The organism is Actinomyces gaoshouyii, assembly GCF_002072175.1.
GTDB lineage: Bacteria > Actinomycetota > Actinomycetes > Actinomycetales > Actinomycetaceae > Actinomyces > Actinomyces gaoshouyii.
Genome location: NZ_MVIV01000004.1, coordinates 99,327 through 113,869 on the forward strand (window position 1 = coordinate 99,327; position 14,543 = coordinate 113,869).

A 14,543-nucleotide genomic window follows, 5' to 3' on the forward strand; every position below is an offset into this window, starting at 1 on the left:
TCCGCGCTTCCCCGGATCGTCGGTGGAGGCGGTCATGGCGCCCGCCGTACCGCGCACCGCGGGCCCGGGCGCACCCCCAGCAGGGTGGGCGACCTGCGCCCCAGTGGTGGTCCGGTCAGGGCAGGGCGGGCTCCAGCCGGTCCTCCCACAGCCGGGCGACGGCGTCGGCCAGTTCCCGCTCGTCTCGATCATTGGGCAGCACGATATCCGCCAGGCAGCGGCGCTGCGCGTCACTGGCCTGGGCGGCGATCCGCCGCAGCGAGTCCGCCTCATCCATTCCACGCCGGGCGAGCCGGGCGAGCCGAGTCTCCCGGGACGCCTCGACGACGATGACGCAGTCGAACAGGTCGGCTATGCCGCTCTCGACGAGGAGGGGCACGTCGTAGACGGCGACCCCGCCCGGGGAGACGGCCTCCAGTCGGTAGGCGGCCAGCTCTGCGATGCGAGGCAGGGTGATGGCGTCGAGGCGCGCCCGGGCAGCGGCATCCCCGAAGACGCGGCTCGCCAGCGCGGCCCTGTCGAGTGAGCCGTCCGCGGCGAGGATGCCGTCCCCGAAGGCCGCGGCCGCTTCCGCCAGGCCCTTGCTGCCGGGGGCGAGGACCTCCCGGGCGATCGCGTCGGCGTCGACGACGCCTGCCCCATGCTCGATGAGGAGGCGGGCGACGGTGGACTTGCCGGTGCCGATACCGCCGGTCAGGCCCACGCGCAGGGCGCGCTCACCCCGAGGGGCGGCCAGCCGGCCCACCCCTGCGGCCAAGGCGCGCCTGCGGGCGAGGATCTCTGTCAGCTCCCCGATGAGGGCGAGCAGGGCTCGCTCGCCCGTGCCGGGGGGAAGGGCTGCGGGGGCGGGCAGACCGAGGATGGTGCCCGGTTCGGGGGGCGCTGCGGGATCAGGGAGGGAGAAGGGGTGCCCATGAGCCCTCAGGCGCCCCACCAGAGAGGCCGCGATCTGCCCCTCCCACGGCCTGACCGCCGTATCAGGCCGGTGAGCCATCGGTATCCGCTGATCCGGCGGCGCGGTGCCGGCCTCCCCGGCCGCGGACGTAGGGGGCGATCCGCTCCTCAACCGCGCTCAGGCGGGCTTCGACGCCCTCGGGGGCGCGGCCGACCCTGCCGAGCTCGAAGCGCGCCTTCCGGCAGGTCTCACGGGTGGGGGCGGCCAGGGTGCCGTCCTCCTCAATGTTCCGGCAGGTGCGCTCGGCGAGGTCGGTGAGGAGGAGGACCGAACCGGTGGGGTCCCCGATGGCCTCGACGAGCACGGTCAGGCGCTCGCTCATGCGGCTGGTGCCCCAGTCACTGAGGATTGCCCTGACCTGGTTGGCGTGCTCGCGGGCGGCACGGACCTCGTCGCGCTCGAAGGCTGCTCGTCCGGCTGTCGCATAGGAGGCGCAGGCGATCTCCTGCCAGCCCTGGGCGAGGCACAGCTCCGCCGTGCGCAGCGCCTCGCCCTCCGCGCGCTCGGTGGCTCCCAGGGCGAGGAGGAGGCGGGCGAAGAGGACGCGGAGCTCGATGATGACTTCGAGCTGGGTCTCATCGATGCCCGCAGCGAGGGAATCGCTCACCATCTCCGCAGTGCGCATGGCCCGCTCGCGCACCGCGCCGAGGCCGTAGCCGCGGGCGAGGACGAGCAGTTCCCGGGTCTCCTGGATGAGCGCGGCGCGGTTGGCGACGGTCTCGACCTGCACGCCGAAGCCACCGGTCATCGTGCCGTGGGAGCGGTTGCGCAGACTGGAGGCCTCGGCGGCCATGCGCGTCTCAATGCGCTCCGAGACGCCGTTGCCGCCATTGCGCTCGTCGAAGATGCGGGCCAGGACTCGGGCGAAGGCGGTGGTCATATCCCAGGCGTGGGCGACGGTGTCCCAGCCTGTCAGCGCGAGCTCGGGTCCAAGTTCGCAGCGCAGTTGCACGGCGGCGCCCAGTGCGTCATGGCCGTGGCCGACGCTCACGGCCTCGCGCAGGACGAGCGCCATGCGGGCCGCGGTGTTCATGAGGGTCCAGGCGGTGGACTGCAAGCCGTCCTTGAGGTCGGTGTGCCGTATGACGGCCATGGCCCGCTCCCACTGGCCGGCCAGGGCCATGTACTCCAGGCGGCGACCGAGCACGCGCAACCGCTGCCAGCCCGGGATCTGGAGAGTATCGAGGGCGGCGAGCGCATCCTCGCCCTCGACCCGGCGGTCCTGCGCGAGATACGGCAGAAGACTGAGGGACAGTCCCTCGGCTGCTGCGGAGGGATCTGCGATCTTGCGCAGTGCGGCGCAGGAGGCGGTGCGGATGACACCGGAGAAGTCATCGTTGAAGGCCGCCGCCGCCAGGGTGACTCGCGGGTCGATATCCCCCATGGAGAAGAGCCTGGCCTCGCGGAGCTCGCCGAGTGCCTCGGCGGGCCGGCCGAGCGCCGCGCACATCTCGATGCGGGCGTAGCGCGTGGGGAGCTCGGAGGCGCCCGCCGCGCGCCGGATGCCGATGCAATGGCTGATCGCCGCCTCGATCTCATCCCTGCTGAGCCGCGGGTCCTCGGCGAGTGCCACGAGCGCTGCGCGGTCGACAGCGGCGAGGGCCTCCCCCAGTCCGCAGCGGCGCAGTTCCTCCCGACTGCCGGGATCCGTGGGATCGGGGCCGTCGAATGCCGAGGTCACAGCGGCGAGGAACGCGGACGCCCCGGAGGGGGACCTCGGTTCCTCAATACCGCTCAGGGCCTCGGAGTCGTCGGACCAACTCATCATCCTGCCTCTCAGGGGTCGACTGCGACGGCAGGGCGCCGCGCCCTGGTTCAGCCTCGCATAGAGAGTAGATCATTCGCGATGGGAGCACTGCCGGATATGACGCGCTCGTGGCATGGGAGCGCCCCCGGCCGCTGGGCCGGGGGCGCCGTCGGAGCGCTATGCGCGTTGGCCGCTCAGTTGCCGGTCAGCTTCTCGCGCAGGGCGGCGAGGGCCTCGTCGGAGGCGAGGGTGCCCGTGGCCTCCGCAGGGGCCGAGGAGTAGGAGGTGGAGCCGGCGGGGACGGCCTCGCCGGAATCCTGGTCCTCCTCCTGAGCCTTGGCCACCTGGGCCTTGTGGGCCTCCCAACGGGCGTGAGCGGCGGCGTACTCGGCCTCCCAGGCCTCGCGCTGGGCCTCGAAGCCCTCGAGCCACTCGTTGGTCTCCGGGTCGAAGCCCTCGGGGTACTTGTAGTTGCCGTTCTCGTCGTACTCGGCGGCCATGCCGTAGAGCGAGGGGTCGAAGTCCTCGCCGGCGGGGTCGACGCCCTCGTTGGCCTGCTTGAGGGACAGGGAGATCCGGCGGCGCTCGAGGTCGATGTCGATGACCTTGACGAAGACGTCCTCACCGACCTTGACGACCTGCTCGGGCACCTCGACGTGGCGCTGGGCGAGCTCCGAGATGTGGACGAGGCCCTCGATGCCGTCCTCGACGCGGACGAATGCGCCGAAGGGGACGAGCTTGGTGACCTTGCCGGGGACGACCTGACCGATGGCGTGGGTGCGGGCGAAGGCCTGCCACGGGTCCTCCTGCGTGGACTTCAGCGACAGGGAGACGCGCTCGCGGTCGAAGTCGACGTCGAGGACCTCGACGGTGACCTCCTGACCCACCTCGACGACCTCGGAAGGGTGGTCGATGTGCTTCCAGGACAGCTCGGAGACGTGGACGAGGCCGTCGACGCCGCCCAGGTCCACGAAGGCTCCGAAGTTGACGATGGAGGAGACCACACCGGTGCGGACCTGGCTCTTGCCGAGGGTCTGCAGGAAGTTGGTGCGGACCTCGGACTGGGTCTGCTCGAGGAAGGCCCGACGGGAGAGCACCACGTTGTTGCGGTTCTTGTCCAGCTCGATGATCTTGGCCTCGAGCTCGCGGCCCACGTAGGGCTGGAGGTCGCGGACACGGCGCATCTCGACCAGGGAGGCGGGCAGGAAGCCGCGCAGGCCGATGTCGAGGATGAGGCCGCCCTTGACGACCTCGATGACGGATCCGGTGACGACGCCGTCCTCCTCCTTGACGCGCTCGATGGTGCCCCAGGCCCGCTCGTACTGGGCGCGCTTCTTGCTCAGGAGCAGACGGCCCTCCTTGTCCTCCTTCTGGAGCACAAGGGCCTCGATCTCATCGCCGACGGAGACGATCTCGTCGGGGTCGACGTCATGCTTGATGGACAGCTCACGAGCGAGGATCACGCCCTCGGTCTTGTAGCCGATGTCGAGGAGGACCTCGTCGTGGTCGACCTTGACGACAGTGCCCTCGACGATGTCGCCGTCATCGAAGTACTTGATGGTCTCGTCGACGGCGGCGAGGATGTCCTCGGTCGAGCCGATGTCGTTGACGGCGACCGGGGCAGGGCTGGGCGTGTTGTTGGTCATGTAGGGGTTGCTCCGAAACGGACTTGGGGGTCGGGACGATAGATGCCATGCGTCCCCCGCGCGATGAGGCAGCCCGGACTGGCATCACCACGCGGTCGGGCTGATCATCCCTCATGAGAGGGCGATCCGCCCGAGGGGCGCACGCAGCGAACTCTACCAGGCCGTCGGCGTTTCGGAACCCTGAGGTTCCCACAGCCCTGGCGCGCGCACCATCATGGTTTTCCTCACAGGCGGTGCTCAGTGGGCGGCATCGCGCCAAGTGCCGCCGCGCCCCACGGAGACGTCGAGGGGCACGGACAGCGCGATGGCCCCGCCCATGCACTCTTCCACGAGGGCCTCGACGGCGTCGGCCTCCCCCGGTGCGATCTCCAGGAGGAGCTCGTCATGGATCTGCAAGAGGATGCGGCTGTCCAGGCCCCGTCCCGTCAGCGCCTCCGCGACGTCCACCATGGCGCGCTTGACGATGTCCGCCGCCGAGCCCTGGATGGGGGCGTTGAGGGCCGCCCGCTCGGCCATCTCGCGGCGCTGCCTGTTATCGCTGCTCAGGTCCGGCAGGTAGCGGCGCCGCCCCAGCATGGTCTGGGTGTAGCCGTCGCGGCGCGCCTGGTCGACGACGGCCTCGAGATAGTCGTGGACGCGCCCGAAGCGGGAGAAGTAGGCGTCGCGCAGCGCCATGGCCTCGGTGTTCTCTATGCCCAGCTGCTTGGCCAGGCCGTAGGTGGACAGCCCGTAGGCCAAGCCGTAGCTCATGGCCTTGACGTGGCCGCGCTGCTCGGGGGTGACGTCGTCGACGTCGATGCGGTGCACGAGGGCGGCCACGTAGCGATGCAGGTCCTCCCCGGAGCGGAAGGCCTCGATGAGGGCCTCGTCCCCGGACAGATGAGCCATGATGCGCATCTCGATCTGGGAGTAGTCCGCCGTCATGAGGCACTCGTAGCCCTCGCCGACGGTGAAGGCCTCGCGGATACGGCGCCCCTCCTCGGTGCGGGCGGGGATGTTCTGCAGGTTGGGGTCGATGGAGGACAGGCGCCCGGTGGCGGCGATCGTCTGCTGGAAGGTGGTGCGGATGCGGCCATCGGGCTGGATCGCCTTGCGCAGTCCCTCGACGGTCTGGCGCAGCTTGATGGCGTCGCGGTGCTCCAGGAGCTGGGCGAGGAAGGGGTGCCCGGTCTTGGCGTAGAGCTCGGCCAGGGCACCGGCGTCCGTGGTGTGGCCGGTCTTGGTCTTGCGGGTCTTGGGCATGCCGAGCTCGTCGAAGAGGACGGTTTGGAGCTGCTTGGGGCTGGAGAGGTTGAGCTCGTGGCCGGCGGCCTCGAAGGCGGCTGCCCGGGCATGGTTGACGCGCCCGTCGAGCTCGGCCTCGCGGGCGGCCAGGACATCGTCATCGACGGCGATGCCCAGGGCCTCCATCCTGCCCAGGCACTGAGAGACGGGCATCTCGAGACCGGTGAAGAGCGCCGACGCCCCGCGCCTGTCCATCTGGGCGTCGAGGGCCCCCTGGAGCGGCAGGAGGGCGGCGGCGCGGCGCGCGGCGCGCAGGGCGTCGGCGGGGATGGCGTCCGCGGCGAGGGCGTCGAGGTCGAAGCCCTGCTGGGCGCCGTCAGCACCGGCGTCGTCCTCCATGGCGGCCAGGTCGATGCCGAGCCAGCGCTGGACGAGGCTGTCGACATCGTAACTGCGCTGCTCGGGGCGGCACAGGTACCCGGCGAGGGAGGGGTCCGCGACCACGCCGCGCAGCTCGAATCCCCGGGCAGCCAAGGCGTGGGTGGCGCCCTTGGCGTCGGTGACGACGAGGCGCCGCGCCGGATCGGCCAGGAGCGCTCCGAGGGCCCGCTCGTCATCGGGCAGGAGCAGGGAGGGGTCGGCGACGACGGCCCTCTCACCGTCGGACAGCGCCACGAGGCGCGGGTCGCCCAGACCCGGGCGCAGATCGCCGACGATGTGGAGGCCGAGAGGTCCCTCGGCCAGCTCCTGGAGGGCCTCGGCGAGGCGGCCGGGCTCGACGCCGCGGCCCAGAACCCGCGGCGCGAGGGCCTCGAGGGCCGCAGTGGGGCCCTGGAGGGCGGCCGTGCCCTGGGGACCGTGGTCCGAGGTATCGGCGAAGGGCAGGGCGCGCTGGGCGCGCTGGAGGATGGTGCGCAGCTCCAGGGCCTCCATGACGCGGGTGAGCGCGGCGCGGTCGGCACCCAGGTACTCCAGGTCCCGAGCGGGGTCGACGCCGAGGTCGAGGTCGGTCAGGAGCCGGTTGAGGCGGCGGTTGCGCAGGACGTCGTCGAGGTGGTCGCGCAGGGACTGGCCCGCCTTGCCCTTGATCCGGTCGGCGCTGGCGATGACGCCGTCGAGACCGTCGTACTGGGCGATCCACTTGGCGGCGGTCTTGGGGCCCACCCCGGGCACGCCGGGCAGGTTGTCGCTCGCCTCGCCCACGAGGGCGGCCAGGTGCGGGTAGCGCTCGGGAGTGACGCCGTAGCGCTCCTCGACCTCGGCGGGAGTCATGCGGCGCAGGGTGGACACGCCCTTGATCGGGTAGAGCACGGTGCATCGCTCGGTGACGGTCTGGAAGGAGTCGCGGTCCCCTGAGCACAGGAGGACCTCCATGCCCTCCTCCTGGCCGGTGGTGGCCAGCGTGGCGAGGATGTCATCGGCCTCGTAGCGGTCCTTGGTCAGCCAGCGTACGCCCATCGCGTCGAGGACCTCCTGGATGAGCTCGACCTGCCCGATGAAGGGCTCGGGCGTGGCGTCCCGGGTGCCCTTGTACTCGGAGTAGTCCTCGGTGCGGAAGGTACCGCCGGCCAGATCGAAGGCGACGGCCACATGCGTGGGAGCCTCCTGCTCGATGAGGGAGAGCAGCATGGAGGCGAAGCCGTGGACGGCGTTGGTGGCCTGGCCGGTGGAGGTCATGAAATTCTCCACTGGCAGGGCGTAGTAGGCCCTGAAGGCCATGGAGTGGCCGTCGATGAGGAGTAGACGGCGGGCCGCTCCAGCCTGCGATGAGGGTGCGGGTCTGGTCGTGGAGGTGCTCACCGTGCCAGCCTACGGGGTATGCGCGACATGAGCCCCAGTGCCCTCCCGACCGACCGCCCGGCCTTCTCAGATGCGGAGACGGCACCCAGCCCGGTCAGCCCAGATGCTGCCGCCGGGCCCAGCGGGGCGGGCGCCAGCGGGGAATCGGCGGAGTCGCCCGAAGTGACGGCGGCATTTCCCCCTCGGCGGACGAGGCGCTTCCCCGTGCCCCTGCCCCCCGGCTCGGCCGTGTCGGCCGCCTCCGCCATGGGAACCGCGATGGATGACCGCGAAGCGGGAACCCTCATGGCGACCCTGGGAATGCAGATCGTCATGCTCGGCGCCCAGCGCACGGTCATGCGGATGCCCGTCGAAGGCGCCCGGCAGGTCTCCGGGGTTCTGCACGGGGGCGCGAGCGCCTCGCTCATCGAGACGGCGGCATCCTTCGCGGCCCGGCGGGCGGCGCCGGAGGGCATGCTCCCGATGGGCGCGGAACTGCAGGTCAGCCACCTCCGCCCGGTGCGGCAGGGATGGGTGACGGCGGTGGCGCAGCCCATTCACGTCGGCAGGAAGACCTGCGTCCACGAAGTGGTCCTCAGCGACGACGAGGGCAGGACCACCGCCCGGGGCACGCTGCGGAGCATGTTCGTCTGACACGGTGCCCCGAATGGCAGCTCGGGCGAGGCCGGCACCCACGGGCAGTGCCCGCATGAGCGCTGAAAGGCCGCGGGACTGAGACGTGAGACGCTGGAGCGCCCTGCCCAAGCCCGGCTCAGGCGTCCGCGCTCTTGGGGGCCTTGGCCGTCTTCCCGCCGCTCTTGGCGGCGGAGCCGACCTGCTCGATGACGGCGTCGGCGACCTCGCGCATGGTCAGGCGCCGGTTCATGGAGGTCTTCTGCATCCAGCGGAAGGCCTCGGGCTCGGACAGGCCCATGCGCTCCATGAGCAGGCCCTTGGCGCGATCCACCCGCTTGCGGGTCTCGAAGCGCTCATTGAGGTCGGCGATCTCGGATTCGAGGGAGGCGATCTCCTCGTGGCGGGAGAACGCGATCTCGAGGGCCGGCAGGAGATCCGCCGGGGTGAAGGGCTTGACGACGTACGCCATGGCGCCGGCGGCACTGGCGCGCTCGACGAGCTCGGTCTGGGAGAAGGCGGTGAGCATGACGACGGCGCAGCCATGCTTCTCGATGATCTGCTCCGCGGCGGTGATGCCGTCCATGACGGGCATCTTGACGTCCATGACGCAGAGGTCTGGCTCGTGCTCGCCCGCGAGGCGGACGGCCTCCTCGCCATCCGCGACCTCGGCGACGACCTCGTAACCGGCCTCGGTGAGGGTCTCGACGATGTCGAGACGGATGAGGGTCTCGTCCTCGGCGACGAGAACCCGACGGGCGCTAGTGCTGGACTCGGTACTCACGGGCATGAGTCTAGTATGATCGTCGTACGTGGTGGGCCAGGCACAGTGGCACAGCGAGACACGAGCCGGTCACTGCCCGGTACCGCCGCGTGGCGGCCCCGGTCGTCACGCGCCTCCGTAGCCCAACTGGCAGAGGCATCCGACTCAAAATCGGAGTGTTGTGGGTTCGAGTCCCACCGGAGGTACCGAGGAGGGCCTCTCGCACCGAGAGGCGCGGAATTCGCCCACTGGTGCGTCCGCCCGCACCAGTGGGTGGATTTCGCTCCAGCGGGTGCGGATGGCACCGGTCGGCGCAACGCAGAACCGCCGCGGCGCCGCATCCATCGGCCGCCTCAGCCGAGGTAGTCGGCCTTCTCCCCCACGGTGTGGACGCGGATGGAGTTCGTGGAGCCCGGGGTGCCCGGGGGCATGCCGGCGACGATCACGACGGAGTCGCCGACCTGCGCGAGGTGCCTGTCCTGGAGGGTCTTATCCACCTGTGCCACCATCTCATCGGTGTGCCTGACCTCGTGGACCTCGAAAGTCTGCACGCCCCAGGAGACCGAGAGCTGGTTGCGCGTCGTCGTCAGCGGCGTGAAGGCCAGCAGCGGGATGGGCGAGCGCAGGCGGGACAGGCGGCGGGCCGTGTCGCCGGACTGGGTGAAGGTGACGAGGTAGTCGGCGCCGAGCTGCTCGCCCATCTCGGCGGCGGCGCGCGTCAGGGCCCCGCCGCGCGTCTGCGGGAAGGAGCCCAGCGGGGCGATGCGCTCGCCGCCGTGCTCCTCCACGTTCTCGATGATGTTGGCCATCGTGCGCACGGCCTCGATCGGGTAGGCGCCCACCGAGGTCTCACCGGAGAGCATGACCGCATCGGCGCCGTCGAGAATGGCGTTGGCGCAGTCCGAGGCCTCGGCGCGCGTCGGGCGCGGATTCTGGATCATCGACTCCAGCACCTGGGTGGCCACGATGACCGGCTTGGCGTTGCGTCGGGCCAGCTCGATGGCGCGCTTCTGCACCAGTGGCACGGCCTCCAGGGGCATCTCCACGCCGAGGTCCCCACGGGCCACCATGATGCCGTCGAAGGCGTCGACGATCTCCAGGAGGTGCTCGACCGCCTGGGGCTTCTCGATCTTGGCGATGACGGGGATGCGCGTACCAACCTCGTCCATGATCTCGTGGACGTCCTTGACATCGTTCGCGTCGCGCACGAAGGACAGGGCGATGACATCCGCGCCGACCTTCAGGGCCCAGCGCAGGTCCTCGCGGTCCTTCTCACTGAGCGCCGGCACGGAGACGGCCACGCCGGGCAGGTTGATGCCCTTGTTGTTCGAGACGTACCCGGGGACCTCGACCCTCGTCACCACATCGGTGTCCGTGACGGCGGTGACGCGCACGGCCACGTTGCCGTCATCGATGAGGAGGCGGTCGCCGGGGCGGCAGTCCCCCGGCAGGCCCTTGAAAGTGGTGGAGGAGCGCTTGACGGTGCCGAGCACGTCATCCGTGGTGATGGTGAACTCGTCGCCCTTGTTGAGCATGACCTTCTGGTCGCCGACGAAGCGGCCGAGGCGGATCTTGGGGCCCTGGAGGTCCACGAGGATGGCGATGGAGCGACCGGAGGCCTCGGCGGCCTGGCGCACGCGCGCGATAACCTTCTCGTGGTCCTCGGCGCTGCCGTGGGAACGGTTGATGCGGGCGACATTCATGCCCGCGTCCACGAGCGCCTGTACCTGCTCGGGAGAATCTGTGGCGGGACCGAGGGTGCAGACGATCTTGGCTCTACGCATGGCCCATATGCTAGCCGAGTTCAGCAGGAGCCACGGTGGGGGCCGCGCGGATCGTCGGCCTTCTCACGGGTCGGCGCGTCAGACCCCTCGGCGGGCCCTGCGCCGTCGGCGGTGACCGCGTCACTGGGACCGCGGCGGGTCACGACGACGAACCCGATGAGCCCGATGACGAAGACCACCAGCGAGGTCCACTCGTTGAGGCGCAGGCCGAGCACTCGCTGGGCCTCGTCGATTCTCAGATGCTCCACCCAGGCGCGGCCGGCGGTGTAGACCATGAAGTAGGCCCACAAGAGGCGGCCACCGCACGCTCCCGCGCCGCGCAGGCGGCGCTCCAGCCAGAGCAGGGCGCACACGCCCATGGCGGACCACAGGGCCTCGTAGAGGAAGGTCGGGTGGAAGAGGGTCCCGGGCGCGTAGCCGGCGGGCAGATGGGCCCGGTCGATCTCGAGACCCCAGGGAAGGGTCGTGGGCCCGCCGAAGAGCTCCTGGTTGAACCAGTTGCCGAAGCGACCGATGGCCTGCGCCGCCAGCAGGGCGGGGGCGACGGCGTCGGCGAAGGGCGCCAGGCGCACTCCCCGGCGGCGCAGGAAGAGGGCCCCGCTGATCAGGCCGCCTGCCACGCCTCCCCAGATCCCGATGCCGCCCTCCCAGGTGCGCCAGATGCGCGCGAGATCGCCATTCGGCCCGAAGTAGGCATCCGGCGAGGTGATGACGTGGTAGATGCGGGCGCAGACGATGCCGATGGGCACGGTGAGCATCGCCGTGTCGAGGGCGAGCTCGGCCCGGCCGCCACGAGCCCGGTAGCGCCGATCCGTCCACCACACGGCCAGGGCGACCCCGGCGAGGATGCAGATCGAGTAGGCGCGGATCGGGATCGGGCCAAGGTGCCAGACGGACTGCGGGGGGCTGGGGATCGACACGGGAATGAGCGAATCCCCGATGGCTGCGATGGGAAGCGGCACTCAACTGGCCTCTCGGTTCATGGCGTTCTGGAGCGCGGGGTGGTTCCCCGCCGCGACGAGCTCGGCGACGAACTGCTGGGGGTCCTGGGAGCGGATGATGGCCTCCCCCACGAGCACCACGTCCGCGCCCCAGCGGGCATAGGACATGACGTCCCTCGGGCCGGCGACGCCCCCCGTGGCCACGCGCAGCACGGAGGAGGGCAGGACCTCGGCAACCTGCTCGAAGCGGCAGTGGTCCACCAGGCCGGTGAGGGGATCGCGGGCATCGGCGGACACGCACAGCGCTCCGGTCTCCACGGCGGTGATCGCCTCCCTGCGGGAATGGGCCTCGACGACGGCGAGCATCCCCAGGGAATGCGTGCGCTCGATGAGGGCCTCCAGGATAAGCGGCTCGAGCCGGGCGTCGAGGAGGAGGAGGTCGGCCCCGTGGGCCCTCGCCTCGTGGACCTGGTAGGGAGTGACAACGAGGTCGTTGACGAGGATGGGCACGTCGATGCTGGCGCGCACGGCGTCGAGGTCCGCCAGGCGGCCGTGGGAGCGCACGGGCTCGGTGACCACGGAGACGCCAGCAGCGCCGCCGGCGGCGTAGAAACGGGACAGGACGGCCACGTCCCCGACCCCGCTGAGGTCCGCGAAGGTAGCGGTGACGCGCTTGACCTCGGCGATGACGGAGACCGAGCCGCTGCGGGAGCGCAGGGCGTCGAGGGCGTTGGTGGGACTATCCGCCTCGCGGACCCGATCCCGCATTTCCTCGAGGGGGACCCGGGACTCGCGCTCCGCGACAACGGCGCGGGCGGAGGCGACCATCTCCTCGAAGGATGTCATCGCGCACCTCCTAGCGCCTGAGTGGGGCCCGTTGTGCCGGTTCCCATATCGTTATCCGCTCCCATGGTCCCTAAGGCGGCGCCCGGCACGCAAATCCTCAACGCAGGGCCGAGATCCGCGCGCCGGGCGGAACCGTGCGCGACGAGGAGCGAGGGGCCGCTCAGGCCCGGCGGGCCGCCTTGCGGGAGTACCAGTACATGCCAGCGGTCACGAGGGCGAAGACCACCGGGCCGAGCCAGTAGGCGACGGTCTCGAAGCTGTCGGGGACGAGGGCCAGAGGCGCCTGCTCCCCCCAGAAGCCGACGATGCCGGCATAGACGACGCCCCACAGGGATTCACCGACAATGAGGCCCGTCGCGGCCAGGGTGCCCATGCGCTTGGCTCGCTCGGGATCCGCCTGCCTGGCGGCCCAGCGGTCGTGGATGAGGCCGAGCAGCGCGCCGATGGGGATCATGATGGTGATCGCCATGGGCAGGTACATGCCCATGCCGACGGCCAAGCCGGGCAGGGACAGGTTCTTGGTCGTGCGGGTCAAGACCTCGTTGATGATGATGACGACCACGCCGATGATGGCCCCCAGGCCCAGAAGGTTCCAGTTCAGGTCCCCGCCGAAGACGCCCTTGATGAGATCGGAGATGAGGGAGGCCTGCGGGGCCGCGAGGGCCTTGTCGCCCGCGCCGGGGGCGCCCTGGAACCCGAAGGCGGTCTGCATGAGGTTGAGGACCGGTGGGATGATGATCGAGCCGAATCCCACGCCGATGACGAGGGCGACCTGCTGCTTCCAGGGGGTGGCGCCCACGAGTTGGCCCGTCTTGAGGTCCTGGAGGTTGTCGTTGGAGATCGTCGCGATGCCGAAGACGACGGCGGCGGTGAACAGCGTGTAGGCGACGAGCGCGGAAAGCTGGTCGCCCTGGACGCTGCCGTGGACGGCCTTGACGATGAGCGCGGCGGCGATGGCCACGATGATGCCGACGCCGGAGATCGGGGAGTTGGAGGCGCCGATGAGGCCGGCCATGTAGCCGCACACCGAGGCCACGGCCAGGCCGGTGAGCAGGATGAAGATGATCGAGACGATGACGAGCCCGATGACGGAGTGCGCGATGGCAGTGCCCTGGGCGAAGAGCCACAGGAGCACGCCGATGGGCAGCATGGAGGCCAGGGTGACGGCGATGACGACCTTGGCCGACAGGTCGCGCTCGGTCAGGTCGACCTCCTGGCCGGAGCCGCGCAGCGACGTGGAGCGGATCGAGTCGCGGATGCCGATGACGATCGGGCCCATGAGCTTGATGAGCGTCCACACGGCGGCCACGGCGATGGTGCCGGCGCCGATGAGGCGCACGTCGCTCTTGAAGACGGCGCCGACGGCATCCGCGAGGTCCTCGACGCCGTCGAGCTCGCCCGAGGTCTGGATGGGCAGGAGCACGCCGTAGGAGATGACCAGGCCGACGATCATGGCGATGCCGACGCCGATGCCGACCAGGTGGCCGACGCCGATGAGGGCCAGGGAGAGGGAGCCGGCCACCGTCGTCCCGCCCGCGCCGATCCTGAAGGCACCGGAGACCTCGGTGGACACGGCCTTGAGGGAGCCGAGGATGGCGAATCCGGCGGAGGACAGCCCACCCCAGATGATGGCCATGAGCCCGCGGCGCGACTCATCGGCGCCCTCGTGGGTGTCGCCGACCTTGAGCACCTCGGCCGCGGCCACGCCCTCGGGATAGGGCAGGCTGGAGTGGGTGACGAGCGCGCGGCGCAACGGGATGGAGTACATGACGCCGAGGATCCCGCCCAGGGCGATGACGAACACGGACTGCCAGTACGGGAATCCCTGCCACCAGCCGACCATGACGAGGCCCGGCAGGACGAAGATGATCGCGGACAGCGTTCCCGCCGCGGACGCGATGGTCTGGACGATGTTGTTCTCCTGGACCGTGTGGTCCTTGAAGTAGCGCAGGATCGCCATGGAGATGACGGCAGCCGGGATCGAGGTGGCGAAGGTCAGTCCCGCCTTGAGGCCGAGGTAAACGTTCGCGGCGGTGAAGATGATCGTGATGATCCCGCCGATGAAGATGCCGCGGAGCGTGAGCTCCTTGATGGGATGGGATGCGGAGGGCCGGGTACCCGCCGCCGCGCCCGTAGTGGACGAGGAGAACATGCGAAACTCTCGTTGCTCGGTAGACGATGGAGCATCCCGGTGCCACGCGGGCGCGCGGAGTCGAGGATACCGT

General features: G+C 70.5%; 10 protein-coding genes and 1 tRNA gene. 2 read left to right on the forward strand and 9 right to left on the reverse strand.

What is annotated here, in order from left to right; translation table 11 throughout:
- Positions 1 to 115 precede the first annotated feature (115 nt).
- The 4 genes from coaE to polA all read right to left on the reverse strand — a co-directional run bounded on the left by coaE (position 116) and on the right by polA (position 7,372).
- Positions 116 to 994, reverse strand: a complete 879-nt coding sequence (gene coaE / locus B1H50_RS05015) for a dephospho-CoA kinase (RefSeq protein WP_095532486.1) — start codon at positions 992 to 994, stop codon at positions 116 to 118.
- Positions 978 to 2,720 carry a hypothetical protein gene (locus tag B1H50_RS05020; protein WP_229657911.1) on the reverse strand — a complete coding sequence of 581 codons (1,743 nt, stop codon included), beginning with the start codon at positions 2,718 to 2,720 and terminating at the stop codon, positions 978 to 980. Before B1H50_RS05020 ends, coaE begins: the two co-directional genes overlap by 17 nt.
- A gap of 176 nt (positions 2,721 to 2,896) precedes the next feature.
- Positions 2,897 to 4,348 (reverse strand): 30S ribosomal protein S1, encoded by a 1,452-nt coding sequence (gene rpsA, locus B1H50_RS05025; RefSeq protein WP_073451858.1) that lies wholly within the window; start codon positions 4,346 to 4,348, stop codon positions 2,897 to 2,899.
- A 237-nt stretch (positions 4,349 to 4,585) separates the two neighbouring features.
- Positions 4,586 to 7,372 (reverse strand): DNA polymerase I, encoded by a 2,787-nt coding sequence (gene polA / locus B1H50_RS05030; protein ID WP_080462680.1) that lies wholly within the window; start codon positions 7,370 to 7,372, stop codon positions 4,586 to 4,588.
- A gap of 204 nt (positions 7,373 to 7,576) precedes the next feature.
- Here polA and B1H50_RS05035 point away from each other — a divergent pair, with 204 nt between their 5' ends.
- Positions 7,577 to 8,005: a PaaI family thioesterase gene (locus tag B1H50_RS05035; RefSeq protein WP_308421829.1), complete on the forward strand. Its 429-nt coding sequence runs from the start codon at positions 7,577 to 7,579 to the stop codon at positions 8,003 to 8,005.
- Positions 8,006 to 8,123: 118 nt separating this feature from the next.
- Here the strand turns inward: B1H50_RS05035 and B1H50_RS05040 are convergent, their stop codons facing one another.
- The gene (locus B1H50_RS05040) at positions 8,124 to 8,768 is read right to left on the reverse strand and encodes an ANTAR domain-containing response regulator (RefSeq protein WP_080462808.1); all 645 of its coding nucleotides are present in this window, start codon (positions 8,766 to 8,768) and stop codon (positions 8,124 to 8,126) included.
- A gap of 111 nt (positions 8,769 to 8,879) precedes the next feature.
- Between B1H50_RS05040 and B1H50_RS05045 the strand changes: the two genes are divergently transcribed.
- Positions 8,880 to 8,953, forward strand: a tRNA-Leu gene (locus B1H50_RS05045).
- Between the two features lie 147 nt (positions 8,954 to 9,100).
- Here B1H50_RS05045 and pyk read toward each other — a convergent pair.
- The 4 genes from pyk to B1H50_RS05065 all read right to left on the reverse strand — a co-directional run bounded on the left by pyk (position 9,101) and on the right by B1H50_RS05065 (position 14,470).
- Positions 9,101 to 10,531: a pyruvate kinase gene (gene pyk / locus B1H50_RS05050; protein ID WP_080462681.1), complete on the reverse strand. Its 1,431-nt coding sequence runs from the start codon at positions 10,529 to 10,531 to the stop codon at positions 9,101 to 9,103.
- 20 nt (positions 10,532 to 10,551) lie between these two features.
- On the reverse strand, positions 10,552 to 11,493 hold the full coding sequence (gene lgt / locus B1H50_RS05055) for a prolipoprotein diacylglyceryl transferase (RefSeq protein WP_080462682.1): 942 nt from the start codon (positions 11,491 to 11,493) through the stop codon (positions 10,552 to 10,554).
- Positions 11,494 to 12,318: an indole-3-glycerol phosphate synthase TrpC gene (locus tag B1H50_RS05060; protein WP_080462683.1), complete on the reverse strand. Its 825-nt coding sequence runs from the start codon at positions 12,316 to 12,318 to the stop codon at positions 11,494 to 11,496. It abuts the gene before it with no gap.
- A gap of 160 nt (positions 12,319 to 12,478) precedes the next feature.
- Positions 12,479 to 14,470 (reverse strand): OPT family oligopeptide transporter, encoded by a 1,992-nt coding sequence (locus tag B1H50_RS05065; protein WP_080462684.1) that lies wholly within the window; start codon positions 14,468 to 14,470, stop codon positions 12,479 to 12,481.
- Positions 14,471 to 14,543 lie beyond the last annotated feature (73 nt).